Origin of the sequence: Streptomyces sp. NPDC093111 (assembly GCF_040683955.1) — a bacterium.
Classification (GTDB): Bacteria; Actinomycetota; Actinomycetes; order Streptomycetales; family Streptomycetaceae; genus Streptomyces.
On the sequence record NZ_JBFBNW010000031.1, the window covers coordinates 56,795 to 77,942 of the forward strand.

Here is a 21,148-nt window from a genome sequence, read left to right on the forward strand (position 1 = left end):
GGCGCTCGACGGGGCCCGGAGATGCCTGTCAGGTTTGCGTGCTGCGCCCCTGTTTGGGGGTGGGGTTCTGGATCCCGTGCTGGTTCGGTGCTGACCCGAAAGCCCACGTCAGCACCCCTGGGAACCTGTCCCGTGCTGGTTCGGCGCTGACTACGGAGCGTTGAACCGGGACATTCAGGCAGGGATCGGATGGGGTCCGAAGCCAGTCAGGCGCGCCTCGACTCGAAGTCTCACGCGGCCGTGACGAGCGCGTCGAACTCCAGGGCTCTCGGCCCGGGAACCGCCGTACAGTTCACGCCCGACACGCCGCACCGCCCGGTCACAGGAACCGCACCGATGCGCATCCTCGTCGTGATGGAGAACGGGCCGCTCAACGAGGACGGTGACGTCGCCTTCCCGTTCCCCGCCGCCGACCGCGCCGTGCGCCGCCGCTACGCGCGCCTCGCCGCCGCGGCCGACCAGGCCGCCGCCGACCTGCGCCGGGACCGCGCGGTCCTCGGCTTCACCGAACAGGTCGCCGCCTGGCGCCGTGACCCCGTCGAAGGGCCCCGGTGGCTTCGCGCCTTCCACGCCGGGGGACGACAGCCGCCTCGCGCGAGCCGTCGTGACCGCGCTCGGGGAGGTCGACGAGTCCGCGATGTCACGTCACCGTTCGGCCAGGTCCCCGTGCCGGGCCGACCCGCTGCCGGACCCCGGGGCGTCGCCGGCGAGCAGTGCCCAGATCTCCAGATCCTGTCGCGCGCCGTTGAAGGCGAACACCTCACGCAGCGTGCCCTCGTACCGCATGCCGAGGCGCTTCGCGACGGCGATGCTCCGCTCATTCGCCGGAGTCACCCGCCATTCCACCCGGTGCATTCCACGGACCCGCAGAGCCCAGTCGGCGAGATGCCGGGCGGCACGTGTGACAAGGCCCTTTCCCTGCACCTCCGGAGAGAGCCAGACGCCCATTTCGCAGACCCCGTTCGGCACGTCGAAGATACGGAACAGTGCTCCGCCCTCCAGTCTGCCGTCGACCCAGATGCCGAAAATCCGGCCGCCGTCCTGGCTCTGCGTGTCCGCGTACCGCTGGAGGAATTGACGGGCCGAGTCGGCGTCGACGATGAAGTGTGCCCAAGGCAGCCACGGCGCGAGATGCGGCCGTACGCGTTCGACATAATCAGCGAATTCTTCCGCCTGCCACGGCTCCAGTGGGCGCAGTCGGGCAGAGTCTGTCAGGTCGTGACCGAAGAGCGTCACACGAGCCTCCCTCGGGCCGGATCCAGGTGCCACGACGGGCAGATGACGTCCCGCCGCCGCCCCGGTGAACGCTGTTCACCCTAGACGAGCGGGGTCGAGCGCGCGCTCCCGGGCAGTCCGGGATGCCCGTTTCACGGTCCGCATGATCATGCGCCGCACATGCGTGCACTCGCGCTTCATTGATCCGGACTCCTCACACATCACACGATGTTGGACGTCGGAAAGCGGATGTGGCCGAAAACGCATGAAGGCCGCGAACGAAACGGAGAGCGATGCTTACCAACCGCCTGGTCAGACCCGCCGGAATGGCCGTGTCGGCATTTCTCTTCGCGGCCGCTCCGGCTGTCTCCGGCAAACTTCTGGCAGATTTCGACCCCCTGACCGGGACCACGATCCTGAATGCGGCGGATCACGGCTGGGGCCTGACCTCCGCCACCGATCCCACGCCGCGGGCCGGTCTTGTCGCCCGCGCCACCGGAACCGAGGACCACGGCTGGGGATGAGCCGGTCCTGATCAACGCACCGTTCTTGTCGAATTCAGCGGAGGGGTAGGAAATGGCGGCAGTCGGGGTGCACCACGTCGTGGCACGGTGGGTCGAGCGGGCGCCCGACGCCTGCGCGGTACGCGAACCGGCGGGTGGCCGGGCGCTCTCGTACTGGGAGCTGTGGCAGCGCTCCGGCTGGCTGGCCGCCGAGCTGGCCCGCCGGGGCGTCGGCCGGGGCGATCTCGTTCCGGTCGCGCAGGACCGCTCGGTCGACCTGATCGTCACGTTCCTCGGCATCCTGCGCTGCGGCGCCGCCTACCTCCCGCTCGACGCGCTCGCCCCCACCGGCCGGCTCGCCGACATCGTCGGCGAGTCCGGCTCGCGGGTGATCGTCCGTGCCCCGGAGGGCCGGGCCGGGGCGGGCCGTTGGTCCGCCCTGTCGTCCTGGCTGCCCGAGGGCGTCGAGCCGCTCGACCTGCCCGAGCACGACCCCTTCCTGCCGGTGCCCGAGCCGGACGGCGACGGTGACGACGCGGCCTACGTGAACTTCACTTCGGGTTCGACCGGGCGCCCCAAGGGGGTCGTCGTCCCGCACCGGGCCGTGCTGCGGCTCGCCCTCAACGCGCTGTTCTGCACGGTCGAGGCGGGCGACCGGGTGGCGAGTTCCGCCAATCCGGCCTTCGACGCCACGACCTTCGAGGTGTGGAACGCGCTGTGCGGCGGCGCGGCGGTCGTGGTCTTCCCGTCCGTGACCGAGCTGGCCATGGACGAGTGGACCGCGCTGATCCGCGCCGAGCGGATCGACGCCATGTTCCTCACCACCTCGCTCTTCCACACGGTGGCGCGCGAGAGCGCGGACGCGTTCGCCACCGTCGGCACGGTCGTGGTCGGCGGTGAGCAGCTGGAGCTGGGCGCGGTGCGCCGAGTGCTGGCGGCGGGGCCGCCGGGGCGCCTGGTGAACGGCTACGGTCCGACCGAGACGACCACCTTCGCGGCGTACTTCGACTGCACCGAGGCGAGCCTCTCGGGTCTCGACCGGGTGCCGGTCGGCTTCGCGCTCCAGGAGACCTCCCTCCATCTCCTGGACGCGGAGCTGAACGAGGTGGCGGCCGGTGAGACCGGTGAGCTGTGCGTGGGCGGGCCGGGTGTCGCGCTCGGCTATCTCGCCCGCCCCGAGCTGACGAAAGAACGTTTCGTCACGCTCCCTTCGACCGGGGCGCGGATCTACCGCACCGGCGACACCGGGCGGATGCTGCCGAGCGGCGCCGTGGAACTCTTCGGCCGCACCGACCGGCAGGTCAAGCTCCGCGGCTTCCGGATCGAGCTGGAGGAGATCGAGCGGGCCGTGATGGCGGGCGGACTCGCCGACGCGGTCTTCGTCGAGAAGACCGGGGACGGCGCCGCCGCCACGCTCGTCGGCTTCGTGCTGCCCTCGCCGGGGGCCGCCGCGGGTCCGGACCGCGCGGAGCTGCCCGCCGCCCTCCACCGGAGCCTCGGCGAGACCCTGCCGAGCTATATGCTCCCGTCGCGCTGGCTGGTGCTCGACCGGGTCCCGTTCGGCTCGACCGGCAAGGCCGACCGCGCTCAGCTGCTGCGCCTGCTCGACTCGCCCGCCGGAGCCGCCGGCACCGCCGGAGCCGCCACGCCCGCCGGACCCACCTCCCCGCCGGACGGCCCGGCGCCCACGGCCTCCGCCGGCCCGGAGTCCGAGGCCGTGCCCGGCCATGCCCCGGCGCTCGCCGCGCTCCAGGACATCTGGCGCGACGTGCTCGGCACCGACGCCGTCGGGCCCGCCGCCAACTTCATCGACCTCGGTGGCAATTCCATCCTCGCCATGCAGGTGACGGTCCGGGTGCGGGAGCGCCTCGGTGTGCGGATCGACGCCGGCGCGGTGCTGCTGACCGACAGCCTCGACGAGCTGGCCGCACACGTGGCCTCGACCTCCCTGGCGGCCGCCTCATGACCGGAAACCGTCCCGCGCCGCTCTCCTTCGCCCAGGAGCGGCTGTGGTTCGCCGACGCCGCCGCGCCGGGCAACCCGACCTACAACGTCCCGCTGTTCTTCCGCGCCCCCGGGCCGCTGGACCCCAAGGCCCTCTCGCTCGCGCTCGCGGCGGTGGCCGAACGGCACGAGCCCCTGCGCACCGTGTACCGGCTCGCCGACGGACGCCCGGTGCAGGAGGCGGGCCCGGCCGAGCCGGTGCCGGTCGAGGTCGTCGACCTCACGGGCGCGCCCGACGCGGCGGCCCGCGCCGAACGGGAGGCCCACGAACGCGGCCGGGCGCCGTTCGACCTGGCCGCCGGCCCGCTGCTGCGCTGCACGCTGTGGCAGGGGCTGCCCGAAGGCACCGCCGCCCTCCTGACGATCCATCACATCGCGGTGGACGGATGGTCCTTGGCGCCGCTCTTCGACGACCTGGCCAGCGCCTACCAGGCGGTGGCCGCAGGCGACCCCGCGGAACTGCCCGCGCTGCCCACCCGCTACGCCGACTTCGCCGTGCTCGAACGCGCGGCCGAGCACGACGCGACGGCGGTACGCGCCCTGGACGAGCGCGTCGCCGAGCTGCTGCGGGTCGCCCCCGGCCTGCGCCTCGCCGGGCGCGCCGACCGGCCCGCCGCCCCGGACGGCACGCGGACCGGCGAGCAGCTCACCGTCACCGTGCCGCCGCGGATCCGCGGCCGGATCGAGGACTTGGCCCGCACGCTGCGTGTCACGCCGTACGTGGTGCTCACCGCGGCGGTCCAGGACGTGCTGCGCCGCTGGTCGGGCCGGGGCGAATTCCTGCTGGGCACGATGACGGCGAACCGGGACCACCCGGGCCTCGAGGAGGCCGTCGGGTTCTTCGTCAACAACGTGCCGCTGCGCTGCCGCGTCGATCCGGCGGACTCGTTCCGCGCGCTGTGCGCGGCCACCCGCAAGGAGGCGTTCCGCTCGCTGTCGTACCAGCGGGTGCCTTTCGACCGGCTCACCGCGGCCGTCGCCACCGCGCGCGGGACGGGCCGAAGCCCGCTGGTCGAGGTCGGGTTCGTGTACCAGAACGCGCCCGCGCCCCGCGCCGGGGCCACCGGCTGGACCGCGCCCGCCGTCCTCGGCACCGGCACCGCCAAGTTCGACCTGCTGCTGATCCTGGAGGACGGACCCGCGGGACTGGCGGTCACCGTCGAGTACGACTCGGAGCTGTACGGCCCCGCCACCGCGCGGGCCCTCGCCGAGGGCGTGGCAGCCCTGCTCGACGCGGCCGTCGAGGACCCGGACGCACCCTTGGCGGCGCTGCCGGAGCCGCCGGGCCAGCCGCGCGCGGACGAACTGCCCCCGGAGCCCGCGCCGCCCGCCCCGCCGCGGGACGCGAAGGCCGCGGCCGACGCGGCCGGTCCGCCCGGACCGGCGCTGAGCGGAGCCGAGGCCGAGGCCGCCGAGCTCTTCGTCGCCGCGCTCGCCCAGCGCGGCGGGCTGGGACCCGCGCCCGCGGCGGCGACGCTCACCGCGGACACCGACTTCTTCGCGCTCGGCGGGCACTCGCTGCTGGCGGTCACCATGCTCGCCGAGGCCAAGCGCCGCCACGGGCTCGCCGTGTCGCCACGGGAGTTCCTGCCTCGGCCCACGGTCGCCGGGCTCGCCCACCTCCTCACCGCGGCACGGGCCGCCGAGGCCGCTCCCGCCCCCGTCGAGCGGAGCGCCGCGGTGCCCGCCGACATGGACACCGAGACCCATCCGGCGTCGCCCGTGCAGCAGCGCTTCTGGTTCCTCGACCGGCTGCCGTCGCTGCGCTCCGCCTACCTGATCCCCACCCTCGTCGAGTACACCGGAGCCGTCGACCACGACGTGCTGCGCCGGGCCGTGGACCACGTCCTCACCCGCCATCCCGCCCTGTCCTCGGTGTTCTGTCTCGACCGGCGCAAGCGGCATGTCTGCTACAGCACCACGGTCCCGCCCACCCCGGCCGAGGTCACCGACGCCACCGACTGGCAACCCGACCGGGTACGCGGCCGGCTGTCCCAGCTGTGCTGGGCCCCGATGGACCTCGCGCAGGACGCCCCCGCGCGCGCCGAGATCCTGGTGTTCGGTCCCGACCGGACCGTACTCGCCCTCGTCGTGCACCACATCGTCGCCGACGGCTGGTCGCGCGACCTGCTGCTCACGGAGATCGGCACGGTCTACCGCGCCCTCTCCGGCGGCACCGCCCCCGTGCTCGCGGAGCCGGTGCACCCGGCCCGCCTCGGACCGGTCGCCCCCGCCACCCCGGTCCAGGAGCGGGAGCGGGCCGCCGCGCTCCTGGAGCACCTGCGCGGCACGCCCAACGACATCGCGCTGCCGCACGACTGGCGGCGCGCCGAGCTCCAGTCCACCGAGGCGGCGCTGCTGACCGCGAGGCTGCCCGCGGGGACCGCCGCGCGGCTGCGTTCGGTCGCCGCCGAGGTCAACGGCAGCACGCTCTTCATGACCACGGCCGCGCTGCTGGCGGTGGCCCTGGCCCGGCGGGGCGGCCAGCGCGACTTCCTGTTCGCCTTCCCGTGGGCGGGCCGCGAGGAGCCGAGCGCCACCGAGGCGGTCGGGATGTTCGTGAACACCCTGATCCTGCGGCTGGACCTGCGCGGCGAGCCCACCTGGCGCGAGCTCCTCGGCCGGGTCAAGGAGAGCTGTTCCGTCTCCTACCGGCACGCCGACGTGGCCCTGGACGTCCTCGCCAACGAGCTGCACAGCGACCGCGACCTGAGCCGTCCGGCGCTCACCCCGGTGTTCCTCAGCGCCCAGAGCGGCGACACCGGTCCGGCCGCCCTGGCCGACGGGACCGGCGCCCGCTTCCTCCCGCTGGAACCCCTCCACATCAAGTACGAACTCGAACTCGTCGCCACCGACGGCGCGGAGGACCGGCTGGACCTCGCGCTGGCGTACGCCGTCCATCTCTTCACCAGGGACACGGCGCAGGCGCTGCTCGACGACGTGGTCGCCGCCGCCGAAGACCTCGCCGCCGACCCCGACTCCCACCCCTTCACCAGGAGCATCTCGTGAACAACACCGTGGACACGACCCCGCTCAGCGAGACCGAACTGCTCGACCAGGTCCGACGGGCCTGGGCCGACGTCCTCGACCTGGACTCCGTCGAGCAGGTCTCCGATGATGTCAACTTCCTGGAGGCAGGCGGTAGTTCACTGCTCCTCATCATGCTCTGGGAGGAGCTGGACCCGCTGACGGAGCGGACCTTGAAGGTCTCCGACCTGTTCCAGCACAGCACCGTCAAGGCACAGGCCGCCCTGCTGGCGGACACCTCCGGCGCCGAGGAGGCGCTGACCGAGCTGGGCGCCCGCAACCGCGCCGGCCTGCTCGGCCGCGCGCGCCGTGACCAGAGCGCATCCGAGTGAGCGGGGAAACCAGGACCATGACCAACGCCACCGACATCGCCGTCATCGGCATCGGCCTGCGCTATCCCGACGCCACCACTCCCGAGGAGTTCTGGCGCAACATCGACCGGGGTGTCGTCTCCATGCGGGAGATGTCCCCCGAGCAGCTGAAGGCCTCGGGTGTCACCGAGGAGATGCTGGCCGACCCCGCCTTCGTGCGGGTCGCCACCTCACTGCCCGGGGTCGAGGACTTCGCCTCCGACTTCTTCGGCTACCCGCCCCGCGAGGCCGAGACCATCGACCCGCAGCAGCGGATCTTCCTGGAGGCGTGCTGGGAGGCGCTGGAGGCCGCCGGGCACCCGGTGCGCAAGGACGGCCCCGTCGTCGGTGTGTTCGCCGGGAGCGCCGCCGGAAACTACTCCGCCGCCCTGCTCGCCGCGAAGGCCCGCGAGGCCGGGCTGCGCGCGGCCGTCGACGACCTCGAACTCACGGTCGGCGGCCAGGCCGACTTCATGACCTCGCGCGCCGCCTACAAACTGGGCCTGCGCGGCCCCGCCGTCAGCCTCCAGACCGGCTGCTCCTCCTCGCTGTACGGCGTGCACTACGCCACCCTCAGCCTGCTCTCCGGCGAGTGCGACATCGCCCTCGCCGGTGGCGCGACGGTCCTCGAACCCTTCCGCGGCTACCGCCACCAGCCCGGTGGCGTGCTGTCCGAGGACGGCTACTGCCGTTCCTTCGACGCCTCGTCGACCGGCACCACGTACAGCTCGGGCGTCGGCGTCGTCGCGCTGCGCCGCCTCGACGACGCGCTCGCCGACGGCGACAACGTGCTCGCGGTGATCCGTGGCAGCGCCGTCGGCAACGACGGCGGCGACCGGCTCGGTTTCATCGCGCCCAGCCCGCGCGGTGTCGCCGATGTCGTCGCCGCGGCCCTCGGCACCGCCGGGGTCGGCGCCGACAAGCTCCGTTACGTGGAGGCACACGGCACCGCGACGCCGGTCGGCGACAACATCGAACTCATCGCGCTCGACCGGGCGTTCCGCGCCACCACCGACAAGACCGCCTACTGCGCGCTCGGTTCGGTGATGTCCAACATCGGGCACACCGGCCCGGCCGCGGGCATCGCCGGCTTCATCAAGGCCGTGCACGTCGCCCGCACCGGCAAGATCCCTCCGCACCCCACCTTCGAGAGTCCGCGCGACCCGGGCATCCTGGACGAGAGCCCGTTCTTCGTCACCACCTCGGGCGAGGAGTGCGCCGACGCCGACCGGCACGTCCTGGTGAACTCCATGGGGGTCGGCGGCACCAACGCGGCCATCGTGCTCGCCGCCCCGCCGCAGCCGGTACGCCCCGCCGCGCCGCACCGGGCCACGGTGCGCCTGGTGCTGTCGGCCCGTACCCGCGCGGAGCTCGATCAGGCGTGCCGTCGGCTCGCCGACGCCCTCGACGAGGGCGGTCTCGACGCCGCGGACGTCGCCCACACCCTGCGGGCCGGGCGGGCCGTCTTCGACGAACGCCGGGTGGTCAGCGCGCCCCGCGAGCGGCTGGCCGCCGCGCTGCGGATGCCGAGACCGCCCGCCGTGCGGACCGAGCGGGCGGCCGGCCGCCGACCCGTGCTCGTGCTGCCCGCCGCGGACTCCCCGCAGCCGCCGGCCGCGCTCCTGGCGGGTCTGCGCGCCGCGCTGCCCGAGCTCGGCGAATCACTGACGGTCACTCAGGACGCGGTGCCCGAGGGTCGGTTCGCCATCCTCGTCGGACACGGCGAGCCCGCGCGAGGCCGCCATGTGGTGGCCCTGACCGATCCGGCCGCCCCGCTGGACGAGGAGGCGCTCGCCGAGCTCCTCGACGACGCGGTGACCACCGCGTGGCTGCACGGCGCCGAGGTCGACTGGTCCGCGCTGTCCGGTCGGCGGGGCCGCCGCCTCGCGCTGCCGACGTACCCCTTCACCCGCAAGCGTCACTGGGCCCTCGACCGGCTCAGCTACGACGGCCCGGTCGCCGCCGCGCCCGCCGCCGGCGGCACGGGCGCGCTGTCCACCGCCGCCGAGGGCACCGTCGAGGCCGGTCTGGTCCAGCTCTGGAAGGACCTGTTCGGGCACGAGACCATCGGCCTGGACGACGAGTTCGCCGCGCTCGGCGGAACCTCCCTGCTCTCCGTACAGCTGGTGCTGGAGATCCAGCGGCGCTTCGGCGTCCTGGTGAACATCCACCGGGCCGGCGGCAGCCAGGCCACCGTCCGGCGCCTCACCACCATCGTCGAGGGCCTGCTGAACGGCGCCGGGCTCGGCGACGCGGAGGTGGACCCGGCGGCCGACGGCGACGGCGCGCTGGTCGACGCCGACCTGCAGATCGCCCTGGAGCCGCTCGCCAAGAAGACCGCGCCGGGCAAGGACGTGCTGCTCACCGGCGCCACCGGCTATCTCGGCGCCTTCCTCCTCGACGAACTGGTCCGCGCCTCGAAGGGCCGCGTCTACTGCGTCGTCCGCGCCGCCGACGAAGCCGAGGGCATGGCCCGGCTCAAGGCGACCGCCGCCAAGTTCGGCCTGGCCGAGCCCGACCCGGAGCGCGTCCACGCCGTCCCCGGTGACCTGCGCGACATCGCCGCGGTGTGCGCGGCCTACCGCGGCGGTGAACTCGCCGAGCGGATCGGCCACGTGCTGCACTGCGCCGCCAAGGTCGTGTTCACCGAGCCGTACCGCATGCTGCGCGAGGACAACATCCTGCCGCTGGTCGGCCTGCTCAACTGGATGCGCCCGCTCGGCATCCGCGACATCAGCTTCATCTCGACCGTCGCCGCCACCGCTCCGGCCGGCACCGACGGGATGCTGATGGAGACCCGCGAGCAGCCGCTCGACCCGCAGCTCGGCGGCTACGGCGTCAGCAAGTGGGTCGGCGAGCGGCTGCTCGAGCGCGCCGACCAGGACGGGATGCGGGTCCGGGTGTTCCGTCCCGGCCTGATCATGGCGTCCAGCAAGACCGGCGCCTGCAACGACAAGGACCTCATCTGGTTCCTGCTCGCCAGCGGCCTGGTGGTCGGCGCCCGTCCGGTCGACGACCGCGGGATGCCGGTCTCCCCGGTGGACGTGCTGGCCCGCGCGGTCGCCGAACTCGCCCTGTCCACCAAGTCGGTGGGCCGCGCCTACCATCTCGTCGACGAGATCTCGCCGAGCCTGGAAGACCTCTTCGAGGCGCTGGCGGAGGCAGGGCTGCCGACCCGCACCGTGCCGCTGACCGAGTGGCAGCGGCTGGTCGCGGAGCGCGCCACGGCCACCGGCAGCAAGGTGCTGTCGGCGACCGCCCTCTACGAGATGGAGGGCCACGAGCTGGACGAGGCCGGCGTGCAGGCCCGCGGCTGGCAGCCGTGGCTGCGCAAGGCCGGGCTCTCCCCCCTGGTCACCGGCGAGCAGCTGCGCGGTGGACTGGCCTTCCTGGCCGCTCGCACCGAGGACATCGGCTCGCTCCTGCCCGCCCTGGCGGCCGAGGGCGCGGGCACCACCACCGGCACCGGCACGGACCTCAAGGGGGAGAAGTGAGCGACAACGCGACGCGGTCCGGCGCCGGGAACGACGACCCGCGCGGCGGCCACCGGCTCGCCGTCGTCGGCGCGGGCGTCATGGGCACCGGCATCACCACACTGGCCCTGGGGCGCGGCATCGACGTGATCCTGGTGGACGTCTCCGAGGACATCCTCGCCAAGGCCCGTGCCGCGGCCACCGGTCAGCTGCGGCTCGCCCGGATGATGGGGAAGCTGCCCCGTGAGGGGGCCACCGGCGAGCTGGTCACCACCACCCGGATCGAGGACGTGACCGAGGCGACCGCCGTCGTGGAGGCCGTCACCGAACTGGCCCCGCTCAAGGCGAAGGTGCTCGCCGAGGTGTCGGCGGTGGTCGCCCCCGGGACCCTGCTGATCTCCAACACCTCCGCCGTCCCGATCGACGAGCAGGCCGACTCGGTGGCCCGGCCCGAGGACCTGGTCGGCATCCACTTCATGAACCCGCCCTACCTGATCCAGACCTCCGAGCTGATCCGCGGCCCGCGCAGCGGGGCCGCCGCCGTCGCCGCCGCCCAGGCCCTCCTGGACGCGCTGGGCCAGCGCGGGGTCGTGGTCGGCGACGGGCCCGGCTTCGTGATCAACCGGATCCTGCAGCGCATGATCAACGAGGCCGCCCGGATCGTCGCCGACGGCGTGGCCGACCCGGCGTCCGTCGACGCCGCGTTCGAGGGCTGCCTCGGCCACACCACCGGCCCGCTGGCCACCGCCGACCTGATCGGCCTCGACAACGTGGTCGATTCGCTGCGCGTCCTGCACGAGCGCACCGGGGACGCGGGCTACGAGCCCTGCGCCCTGCTCCTGGAAAAGGTCGCCGCCGGCGACTTCGGCCGCAAGACCGGCCGCGGATTCTTCGAACACGGAGGCAGCACGTCATGACCACGCCCACCACTCAGCAGGACGTCGTCGGCCAGGACGCGGCGGAGCGGGACACCGCGGGGCCGGACACCGCGGCCGTCCGGGAGACGCTGACCGCGTTCCTGGAGCAGCGCACCAAGACCGAGGTCGCCGCCGACGTCGACCTGTTCTCCACCGGCCTGGTCACCTCCCTGTTCGCGATGGAGCTGCTGGTCCACGTCGAGCAGTCCTTCGGCGTCCAGGTCGGCGGCCCCGACCTCACGCTCGACAACTTCCGCAGCGTCGACGCGATGACCGCGCTCGTACTGCGGCTGCGCGGCGGCGATGCGTGAGCCGACGGCGGGCGGCGACGCCCGTGCCGAGGCGCAAGCGCTGGCCTCCGAGCTGATCGGCGACCGGGCGGACGGCTGGGACCGGGCCGGTGAGCTGCCGCTCGGGCTGCTGCGCGAGCTCGGCGGCAAGGGCATGCTGTGCGCCCAGGTGCCCGCCGCGTACGGCGGTCTCGGTCTGAGCAGCGCCGACAACGGCGAGCTGACAGCTCATGTCGGGGCCCTCTGCTCCTCCGTGCGCAGTGTGATGACGTCGCAGGGCATGGCGGCCTGGACCGTGGAGCGGCTCGGCGGCGACGAGCAGAAGGCGGTCCATCTGGGTGAGCTGACCTCCGGCCGGCTGGCCGGGGTGGCGTTCAGCGAGCCCGGTGCCGGCAGCGACCTCGGCGCGATGAGCACCACGATCCGCGTCGAGGGCGACACGCTCGTGCTGGACGGCCGCAAGTCCTGGATCACCGTGGGCGCGTACGCCGACCTCCTCGTCGTCTTCGGCCGCCACGGCGCCGGGGCCGGTGCGGTGGTCGTCCCCACCGACGCGCCGGGCGTGACCGTGACCCGGGTCGCCGACCCGATGGGCTGCCGGGCGGCTGGGCACGCCGACATCACGTTCGACGAGGTGAGGCTGCCGGCCGACCGGCTGCTCGGTGGCGCCGGGCTCCCGGTCGACTGGCTGGTGACCTCGGCGCTCACCTTCGGGCGGGTGTCCGTGGCCTGGGGCTGCGTCGGCATCCTGAGGGCGTGTCTGCGCGCGGCGGCCTCGCACGCCGCGACCCGGCAGCAGTTCGGCGTGGCGCTCGCCGACCATCAGTTGGTCGCCCGGCACCTGGCCGAGCTGTACGTCGCCCAGGAGGCTTCGGCCCTCTGCTGTGAGCAGGCCAGCCGCTGCTGGGACGAGAACAGCCCCGAACTGGTCACCTCGGCCGTCACCGCCAAGCACCTCGCCGCCGGGTACGCCGCCCGTGGCGCGGCCACGGCCGTGCAGGTGCTCGCCTCGGCGGGCGCCCAGGACGGCGGCCCGGTGGCCCGGGCCTACCGGGACGCGAAGCTGATGGAGATCATCGAGGGCAGCAACGAGATCAGCCAGCTGCTGCTCGGCAAGCACGCCCTGGCGGTGTGGTCATGAGCGACGTGATCGGCGGGAGCACCGCCGGCGGTGGCGGCGGCTCCGGCGCGGACACCCGCGTCGGCATCGGCCTCGTCCACACGGTCCTGCCCACCGTCCGCACCGCGCTCGGGGATCTGCCCGAGTTCTCCGGACTCACGCCGGAGGAGGCGGAGTTCGCGCGCGGCAGCGGCATCGAGACGGTGGGCGTCCTGGAGGACACCACCGCGGGCGACCTGGCCGCCCTGGCCGTGCGCGGTCTGCTGGAGCGGCTGGACGGGCTCGCCGACGGCCCGCGGGCCGCGGAGCGGCCGGACACCCTGATGCTGGTCGGCCCGCGCGCCCCCGATGTCCTGCTCGGCTCGGACGCCTGCCGGGTGCAGGCCGAGGCGAAGCTCGACGGCACGTTCGCCTTCACCCTCGACGGACTCGGCTGCACCGGTTCGAGCGCCGCCTGGGCGCTCGGCCGGGACCTGCTGCTCGCCGACCCGGCGCGGCGGAGCGTGCTCATCGCCCACGGCAGCCGCCCGACCGGCCTCGACCGGGTCCGCTACCCGGTCACGGTGATCGGCGACGGCGGCTACGCGATGACCCTGGTCCGGGGCGGCCGTCCGGTGCTGCGGGCGCACCGCCAGGAGACCGACGGCACCTTCCACGACCTGTTCCGGGTCGACTACAAGCAGGTGCCGTACTACGAGTGGCGCGAGGAGTGCGCCTCGCCCGACCGGTACCGCTTCGAGCTGGCCATGAACAGCCGTATGCGGCTGGCCCGGATGGTCGACGAGGTGCTGGCGGAGGCGGGCGTCGAGAAGAGCGGCGTCGCCACGACGCTGATGCAGAACGTCACCGCGAGCGCGTACCAGTTCTACGAGACGCTGCTCGGCCTGCCGGTCCACCCGGTGTGCGGGGAGCATCTCGCCGCGTACGGGCATCTCGGTGCCATGGACGTGGTGCTCAACCTCGACCGGCTCCTCGCGAGCGGCGAACTCGCCCCGGGCGACCTCGTGCTCGTGCTCAACAACAGCCCGGTCGCGGCGTGGGCCGTGACCCTGTGGGAGGTGTGACCGTGCCCCAGAACCCCGATTCCCCCGAGAACCCCGCGGCGCCCGGGACCCCGGACGCACCGGTGGCCGCCGGCTCCGCCGAGGTCGCCGGGACCACCCCGGTCACGACCGTCAAGTGCCTGGTGTGGGACCTCGACAACACCCTGTGGCAGGGCACCCTGCTCGAGGACGGCGAGGTCGTGCTCTCCGACGAGATCCGCCGGGTGATCACCACCCTCGACGAGCGCGGCATCCTGCAGGCCGTGGCGAGCAGGAACGACCACGACCACGCCTGGGAGCGGCTCGAACAGCTCGGTGTGGCGGAGTACTTCGTGCACCCGCAGATCGGCTGGGGGGCCAAGTCCCACTCCGTGCGGGCCATTTCCGAGCAGCTGAAGTTCGCCCTCACCACCATCGCGTTCATCGACGACCAGCCGGCCGAGCGCGCCGAGGTCGGCCATCACCTTCCGGAGGTGCGCTGCTACCGGGCCGAGGAGGCGCTGGAGCTCACCGGCCGCCCGGAGTTCAGCCCGGTCGTCACCGCCGACTCGCGCCGTCGCCGTGAGATGTACCAGGCCGGTTTCCGCCGCGAGGCGGCCCGCGAGGACTTCGCCGGCGCGGACGAGGAGTTCCTGCGCACGCTGGAGCTGGTCATGACGATCCGGCGGGCCGCCGACGAGGACCTGGCCCGCGTCGAGGAACTCACGCTGCGCACCAGCCAGATGAACGCCACAGGGGTGCACTACGGCGACGCCGAGCTGCGCGCGCTGCTGACCGATCCCGGGCACGAGGTGCTGGTGGTCTCGTTGCGCGACCGCTTCGGTGAGCACGGTGCCGTCGGCATCCTGCTGCTGGAGCGGTTCCCCGAGGTCTGGCACCTCAAGCTGCTCGCCACCTCCTGCCGGGTGGTCTCCTTCGGTGCGGGCGCGGTCATCCTGCGCTGGCTGACCGACCGGGCCGCCGCCGCGGGCGTCCACCTCGCCGCCGACTTCCGGCGCACCGAGCGCAACCGGATGATGGAGGTCGCCTACCGCTTCGCGGGCTTCACCGGCGACGCCTGCCCGTGCGCCGTGGCGGTCACCGGCCCGGACCGGGACGGCATCGAGCTGCTGCACATCGAACCGGTTCGGCAGCAGCCGCCGACCACGATGCGGCTGGACGCCCCCGACCTGGCCGTCCACCGCCCGGGGACCGGCCTGGCCGCCGCGGAGGTGTCGCATGGCTGAGGCAGCCGCCGTACCGGTGCCCGGCACGCTGTACGAGTGGTTCGAGCGGACCGCCGAGCGGCACCCGGACGAGCCGGCCGTCCAGGCCGGGGGCACCGTGCTCCGCTACGGCGAGCTGCGGCGGGCCGCCGAGCACGTCGCGGCCCGGATCCTGGCGGCGCACGGCGCCGCGCCGCGCCGGATCTCGGTGATGGCGACCCGTTCGGTGGCGATCCTCGCCGCCTATCTCGCGGGCCAGCGGCTCGGCGCGAGCGTCACCCCGGTCAACCCGACCTTCCCGGCGGGGCGCAACCGCACGATCGTGGAGCTGTCGGGCGCCGAGGTGCTGGTGGTCGACGCCGACGACGCGGCCCAGCTCGACGGCGAGCTGGCCGGTTGCGTTCCGACCGAACTGCGCCTGGAAGCCGGGGAGGTGGCCGCCGCCGGGCGTGCGGCGGTCGCACCCGCGCCGGAGCTGCCGCCGTACACCACGGGCCCGGACGAGGTGGCGTACGTCCTGTTCACCTCGGGCTCGACGGGCCGTCCGAAGGGTGTGCCGATCCGGCACCGCAACCTGAGTCCGTATCTCGCGCACAACATCGAGCGCTACGGCATCGGCCCCGGCTGCCGCACCTCGCACACCTTCGACCTGACCTTCGACCCCTCGGTGTTCGACCTCTTCGTGACCTGGGGCGGCGGAGCGACGCTGGTGGTGCCGGGCCGGGCCGAACTCCTGTCGCCGGTCGACTACATCGTCGACAACGGGATCACGCACTGGTTCTCGGTGCCGTCCGTGGTGTCCGTCAGCGCTCAGCTCGGCAATCTCCCCGCCGGGCTGGCGACGAACCTGCGGATGAGCGTGTTCATCGGCGAGCAACTCTCCTACGACCAGGCCAGGGCCTGGCACGCGGTCGCGCCGGGGGCGGCGATCGAGAACGTCTACGGACCCACCGAACTGACCGTGGCGTGCACCGAGTTCGCCCTTCCCGCAGACCCCGCGGAATGGCCGGCCACCTCCAACGACAGTGTCCCGATCGGGCCCGTCTACGACTTCCTCGATCACCTGGTGCTCGACGAGGCCGGCCGCCCCGCCACGGAGGGCGAGTTGGTGGTCCGCGGCTCGCAGCGGTTCGACGGCTATCTCGATCCGGCCGACGACCGAGGCCGGTTCCTCGGCCACGACGGGCACGGCGTCACGCCGTACGACGGCGAGACCCCGCTCACCCCGGAGCACTACTACCGCACCGGTGACCGGGTGCGGTGGGAGTCGGGCCGGCTGGTGCACCTCGGCCGGCTGGACAACCAGGTGAAGGTGCGCGGCTATCGCATCGAACTCGGCGAGATCGAGGCGGCGATGCGGCGGCACCCGGACGTCGACCAGGCCGTCGTCATCGCGCTGAAGCGGGGCGACGACGTCGAACTCGTCGGCTGCCACACCGGTGCGCCCGTCGAGCCGCAGCAGCTGGGCCGCTGGCTGCGCAAGCGGGTCCCGATCCACATGGTCCCCCGGCGGTTCCGGCACCTGGACGCGCTGCCGCTGAACCCGAACGGCAAGATCGACCGGCCGCGCATCACCCGCGACCTCCAGTCCCCCAACCTCGCCGCGGCCGGACCGGCCGGCGGCAGCGGAGGCCATCATGGCGTTTCTCGATGACATCGTCCCGCCACCGGGCATCGTACGCACCCTGTGCCTGAGCAACTTCGCCAAGACCGCGGGCCACGGCGTCCTGATGGCGGTCAGCGTGCTGTTCTTCACCCGTACCGTCGGCATCCCGGCCGAGCAGGTCGGACTCGCGCTGAGCATCGGCGCGGCGATGGCCATGGCCGCGAGCATCCCGGCCGGGCGGCTGGCCGACGCCCTGGGCCCGCGCAACACGACCGTCGGCTTCCTGCTGCTGCTCGGCGTGTTCGTCGGCGCGTACGCCTTCGTCGAGAGCTTTGCCGCTCTCGTGGTGGTCACCAGTCTCGCGCTGATGGCCGAGTCCTCCACGGACGCCGCGCGCGGCGCGCTGATCGCCGGGCTCATCCCGCAGGAGGAGCGGGTCCGCGCCTGGTCGTACATGCGGGCCGTCAGCAACCTGGGCGTGACGCTCGGCGCCGCCGCCGGCGCGGTCGCGCTCTGGTTCGACAACCGGCCCGCCTACATCGGCCTGCTCATCGCGGGCGGTGTGATGTTCCTGATCGCCGGTGCCGCCTACACGACGGTGCCGTCGGTCGCCCCGGTGCCGAAGGAGAGCAGCGGCCCCAAGTGGGTGGTCCTGCGCGACCTGCCGTACGCGGCGGTGGCGCTGCTCAACTCCGTGCTGGTCATGAACGTCGCCATCCTCACGGTCGCGCTGCCGATCTGGATCACCGGCCACACCAACGCGCCGAAGTGGCTGTACTCGGTGATCCTCATCCTCAACACGATCATGGTCGTGCTCTTCCAGGTCCGGGCGGGCAAGGGCAGCGAGAACATCCGCGGCGGCGCCCGCACCCTGCGCCGTTGCGGTGTGTTCCTCGCCGTGTGCTGCGGGCTCTTCGCGCTCGCCGCCGACCGCCCGGTGTGGGTCGCGGTCGCCGCGCTGCTGGCCGGCGCGGTCGTCCACGTGATCGGCGAGATGCTGTACAGCGCCGGCTCCTGGTCGCTGGCCTTCGGTCTGGCACCCGATCACGCACAGGGGCAGTACCAGGGCATGTTCGGCATGTCGACCCAGCTCGGCTCGATGGTCACCCCCGCGCTCGCCACCCTGCTCATCGTGCGGCTCGGCTGGCCCGCCTGGATCGTCTTCGCCGCCCTGCTCCTCGCCGCCGGACTCGCCGCTCCCGCCGTGGCGTCCTGGGCGGAACGCACCCGCGAGCAGGCCCCCGAGACGGGCACCGAAGCGGCCGTCACCTCCTGACCGCCGCCCGAACGGAGAACGCACGACATGGACTTCAGCCTCTTCTACTTCGCCAACGACAGCACCGGATCCACGGGCAACCGCTACGAACTGCTCCTGGAGGGAGCGAAGTTCGCCGACCGCAACGGCTTCAGCGCGGTGTGGACCCCGGAACGCCACTTCCACCCCTTCGGCGGCCTCTACCCCAATCCGTCGGTGACCGGCGCGGCCATCGCCGCGGTGACCGAGCGGATCGGCATCCGGGCGGGCAGCGTGGTCGCCCCGCTGCACCATCCGCTGCGCATCGCCGAGGAGTGGTCGGTCGTCGACAACATCTCCGGCGGCCGGGTCGGCCTGTCCTTCGCCTCCGGCTGGCACGCCGCGGACTTCGCGCTGCGCCCGGAGAACTACGAGAACCGCCGCGAGATCCTCCTGGAGCAGGTCGAGCAGGTCCGTGCGCTGTGGCGCGGAGAGCGGATCACGGCCACCGACGGGGTCGGCGTCGAACAGCGGCTCGGGATCTACCCGCCGCCGGTGCAGCCCGAGCTCCCGGTCTGGGTGACCAGCGCCGGCGGTGTCGAGACCTTCCGCAACGCGGGCCGGTCCGGCTCGGGGCTGCTGACGCACCTGCTCGGCCAGGACCTCGACGACCTCGCCGACAAGATCGCCGAGTACCGCAAGGCGGTCGCCGAGCTCGGCCGCCCCGACGGCTGGACCGGGCACGTCGCCCTGATGGTGCACGCCTTCCTCGGCGCGGACGAGGACGCCGTCCGGGAGACCGTACGGGCACCGCTCGGCGACTACCTGCGCAGCTCGCTCGGCCTGCTGCTGGGTTCGCGGCTCGACGGCAGGCGCGTCGACGCGTCCAAGCTGTCCGCGGAGGACATCGATTTCATCGTGGCGCGCTCCTTCGACCGCTACTTCGACGACGGCGGCCTGCTCGGCACCGTGGACAAGGCGGAGCGCATGGTGGAGCGCTTCCGGGCGATCGGCGTGGACGAGGTCGCCTGTCTGATCGACTTCGGGCTGCCGACACCCGCCGTCCTGGCGAGCCTCGAACACCTGAACCGGCTGCGCGAGCGCACCTCGCCCGACGGAGCGGGCGGCGTCTCATGACCGAGCGAGCCGAGCGCGACGAGCGAGCCGGGACGCCCGCCCACACCCTCGGCGGGATCGTCGACTTCGAGGTGGTGTTCCCGTCGTCGGCGGTGGACGTGCGGGAACTGCACGCGTCCTCAGGCGTGTCCGTCGCGGACATCCTGGCCATCACCCACACCGAGCGGTTCCCGGCCCTCGACGAGGACGAGGCCGCGTGGGAGCTGGCCGCGACCGCGGGCCGGACCGTACTGGAACGCAACGGGATCGACCCGGACGACATCGGTCTCGTCGTCTACGCCGGCTCGGGCGAATGGGACCTGCCGTTCTGGTCCCCGGCCGCCAAGGTCGCCGCCGAGCTGGGCATCGACAACGCCCACTGCTTCGAGATCGCCAACTTCTGCAACGGCGGGATGACGGCCGTCCGCGCCGCCCTGGCCGAACTCGCCCTGAGCGGCGCGCCGTACGCCCTCGTGCTCGTCGGCGACCGGCTCAGCCGGCTGGTCGACCACGAGGACCCCGAGTCCAAGGCCCTGTTCAACTTCGGCGACGCCCCCGCCGCGCTCCTCGTGGGCCGCCGGAACGGGCTGCTCGACGTGCTGACCTCGGCGATGCGCACCGACCCGTCGTGGGCCGACTACTACTCCGGCGACGTGGAGGACGACCGGGTCCTGATGCGCCGCCGCGGCCGCCGGCAGGGACTCGGCGACGCCTACCTGGAGAACTTCCCGGCCCGCGTGGACGACGTGCTCGGCACGCTCGGCAAGGAGATCGCGGACGTCGACTGGTTCCTGATCAACCAGGGCGACAAGGGGATGCACGAGAAGCTGCTCGCCCGGCTCGGCATCCCGCCGGAGAAGAGCGTCTTCAACTACCACCGGTACGGACACATGGGCGGCTCCGACCCGTTCATCGCGCTCGGCGACCTGATCGCCGACGAGCGGCTGCGGCCCGGTGACCTGATCCTGGTCGCCGCCAGCGGCATGGGGTTCAGCTGGAGCGTGACGGCGTTGGAGTACCGAGGCCGATGACCGCTCCCCCACGCCCGTACGCGGGTTGGAAGGACCTGCGGGGTTTCCTCGCTCCGGTCACCGCGCCCACGGCCCGCCGGGGCGGCGCCGACCGCGGCGCGAACGCGCCCGCCGGGGGCGACCGGCCCGGCGGGGCCGAAGGGGCGCCGTTCACGCTGCTGTTCGTGCACCACGCGGGCGGATCGGCGGCGGCCTTCGCCCCGCTGCCGCGGCACCTGCCCGCCGACTGGCGGCTGCTCGCCGTGGACCTCCCGGGCCGGCTCATGGCCATGGGAGAGGAGGGCTGCCGTTCCACCACCGAGGTGGTGGCCTGGCTCGCCCCGCTCACCCGGCAGGTGCTCGACGGGCCGTACGGCGTCTTCGGCCACAGCATGGGCGCCCTCGTCGCGTACGAGCTGGCCCGGGAGCTCGCCCAGGACGGACCGCCGCCCGTCTGGGTCGGCCTGTCCGGCGCGCCCGCGCCCGGCCACCGCCCCGACCGCGACCAGCGGCACCGGTGGTCGCGGGAGCGGCTCACCCGCTTCATGCGGGAACTGGGCGGTACCCCGGAGGAGGTGCTCGCGATCCCCGACCTCGTCGGACCGATGGTGGAGGCGCTGCGCGGGGACCTCGCCGTCGTCGACACGTACGAGGAGCACCCCGGCCGCCCGCTGCGGGTACCGCTCTCCCTGTTCACCGGCGCCGACGACCCGGTCGCCCACCCGGCGCTCGCCGCGCCCTGGGCCGACCGCACCACCGCCACGGCCGCCCAGCACTCCTGGCCCGGCGGCCACTTCTACGTGTACGAACACGCGGCGGCGGTCTGCCGCAGCATCGTCGATGACATCACCGCGGCCCGCGCCGCGACCGCGGTCCGCGACTTCTCCCCGGAGCACTCTTCATGACACGTCGTCTGTTCACCTCGGAGTCCGTCACCGAAGGTCACCCCGACAAGATCGCTGACCAGATCAGTGACACCATCCTCGACGCGCTGCTCAAGGAGGACCCCACCTCCCGCGTCGCCGTCGAGACCCT

At 73.3% G+C, this 21,148-nt stretch carries 17 protein-coding genes; 16 read left to right on the forward strand and 1 reads right to left on the reverse strand.

The features are described from left to right. Positions 1-645: 645 nt before the first annotated feature. The gene (locus AB0Q96_RS36255) at positions 646-1,236 is read right to left on the reverse strand and encodes a GNAT family protein (RefSeq protein WP_365333103.1); all 591 of its coding nucleotides are present in this window, start codon (positions 1,234-1,236) and stop codon (positions 646-648) included. 272 nt (positions 1,237-1,508) lie between these two features. On the opposite strand from AB0Q96_RS36255, the gene AB0Q96_RS36260 reads away from it, so the two are divergent. The 16 genes from AB0Q96_RS36260 to AB0Q96_RS36335 form a co-directional block, all read left to right on the forward strand. Beyond that, positions 1,509-1,739 (forward strand): hypothetical protein, encoded by a 231-nt coding sequence (locus tag AB0Q96_RS36260; protein ID WP_365333105.1) that lies wholly within the window; start codon positions 1,509-1,511, stop codon positions 1,737-1,739. Positions 1,740-1,791: 52 nt separating this feature from the next. Further along, positions 1,792-3,684 (forward strand): non-ribosomal peptide synthetase, encoded by a 1,893-nt coding sequence (locus AB0Q96_RS36265; protein WP_365333107.1) that lies wholly within the window; start codon positions 1,792-1,794, stop codon positions 3,682-3,684. After that, on the forward strand, positions 3,681-6,731 hold the full coding sequence (locus AB0Q96_RS36270; RefSeq protein ID WP_365333109.1) for a condensation domain-containing protein: 3,051 nt from the start codon (positions 3,681-3,683) through the stop codon (positions 6,729-6,731). Before AB0Q96_RS36265 ends, AB0Q96_RS36270 begins: the two co-directional genes overlap by 4 nt. Continuing rightward, entirely contained in the window at positions 6,728-7,081 is a 354-nt protein-coding gene (locus AB0Q96_RS36275; RefSeq protein ID WP_365333111.1) for a phosphopantetheine-binding protein, read from the forward strand. Before AB0Q96_RS36270 ends, AB0Q96_RS36275 begins: the two co-directional genes overlap by 4 nt. Before the next feature lie 17 nt (positions 7,082-7,098). Continuing rightward, positions 7,099-10,593 (forward strand): thioester reductase domain-containing protein, encoded by a 3,495-nt coding sequence (locus AB0Q96_RS36280; RefSeq protein ID WP_365333113.1) that lies wholly within the window; start codon positions 7,099-7,101, stop codon positions 10,591-10,593. Next, positions 10,590-11,489 (forward strand): 3-hydroxyacyl-CoA dehydrogenase family protein, encoded by a 900-nt coding sequence (locus AB0Q96_RS36285; protein WP_365333115.1) that lies wholly within the window; start codon positions 10,590-10,592, stop codon positions 11,487-11,489. Before AB0Q96_RS36280 ends, AB0Q96_RS36285 begins: the two co-directional genes overlap by 4 nt. Continuing rightward, positions 11,486-11,800, forward strand: coding sequence for a phosphopantetheine-binding protein (locus tag AB0Q96_RS36290; RefSeq protein ID WP_365333117.1), 315 nt, complete (start codon positions 11,486-11,488; stop codon positions 11,798-11,800). The genes AB0Q96_RS36285 and AB0Q96_RS36290 overlap by 4 nt, the downstream gene beginning before the upstream one ends. Beyond that, positions 11,793-12,920 carry an acyl-CoA dehydrogenase family protein gene (locus AB0Q96_RS36295; protein WP_365333118.1) on the forward strand — a complete coding sequence of 376 codons (1,128 nt, stop codon included), beginning with the start codon at positions 11,793-11,795 and terminating at the stop codon, positions 12,918-12,920. Before AB0Q96_RS36290 ends, AB0Q96_RS36295 begins: the two co-directional genes overlap by 8 nt. Beyond that, positions 12,917-13,963: a 3-oxoacyl-[acyl-carrier-protein] synthase III C-terminal domain-containing protein gene (locus AB0Q96_RS36300; RefSeq protein ID WP_365333120.1), complete on the forward strand. Its 1,047-nt coding sequence runs from the start codon at positions 12,917-12,919 to the stop codon at positions 13,961-13,963. The genes AB0Q96_RS36295 and AB0Q96_RS36300 overlap by 4 nt, the downstream gene beginning before the upstream one ends. Before the next feature lie 62 nt (positions 13,964-14,025). Then, positions 14,026-15,168 (forward strand): HAD-IIIC family phosphatase, encoded by a 1,143-nt coding sequence (locus AB0Q96_RS36305; RefSeq protein ID WP_365333134.1) that lies wholly within the window; start codon positions 14,026-14,028, stop codon positions 15,166-15,168. Then, positions 15,161-16,801: an amino acid adenylation domain-containing protein gene (locus tag AB0Q96_RS36310; RefSeq protein WP_365333122.1), complete on the forward strand. Its 1,641-nt coding sequence runs from the start codon at positions 15,161-15,163 to the stop codon at positions 16,799-16,801. The genes AB0Q96_RS36305 and AB0Q96_RS36310 overlap by 8 nt, the downstream gene beginning before the upstream one ends. Further along, positions 16,785-18,029, forward strand: a complete 1,245-nt coding sequence (locus AB0Q96_RS36315; RefSeq protein WP_365333124.1) for an MFS transporter — start codon at positions 16,785-16,787, stop codon at positions 18,027-18,029. Before AB0Q96_RS36310 ends, AB0Q96_RS36315 begins: the two co-directional genes overlap by 17 nt. A 27-nt stretch (positions 18,030-18,056) precedes the next feature. After that, positions 18,057-19,124, forward strand: a complete 1,068-nt coding sequence (locus AB0Q96_RS36320) for an LLM class flavin-dependent oxidoreductase (protein ID WP_365333126.1) — start codon at positions 18,057-18,059, stop codon at positions 19,122-19,124. Beyond that, on the forward strand, positions 19,121-20,134 hold the full coding sequence (locus tag AB0Q96_RS36325; protein ID WP_365333128.1) for a ketoacyl-ACP synthase III family protein: 1,014 nt from the start codon (positions 19,121-19,123) through the stop codon (positions 20,132-20,134). The genes AB0Q96_RS36320 and AB0Q96_RS36325 overlap by 4 nt, the downstream gene beginning before the upstream one ends. Next, positions 20,131-21,018: an alpha/beta fold hydrolase gene (locus AB0Q96_RS36330; RefSeq protein ID WP_365333130.1), complete on the forward strand. Its 888-nt coding sequence runs from the start codon at positions 20,131-20,133 to the stop codon at positions 21,016-21,018. Before AB0Q96_RS36325 ends, AB0Q96_RS36330 begins: the two co-directional genes overlap by 4 nt. After that, a partial coding sequence (locus AB0Q96_RS36335) for an S-adenosylmethionine synthetase N-terminal domain-containing protein (protein ID WP_365333136.1) occupies positions 21,015-21,148 on the forward strand: 134 nt, incomplete at its 3' end. The genes AB0Q96_RS36330 and AB0Q96_RS36335, both read left to right, overlap by 4 nt.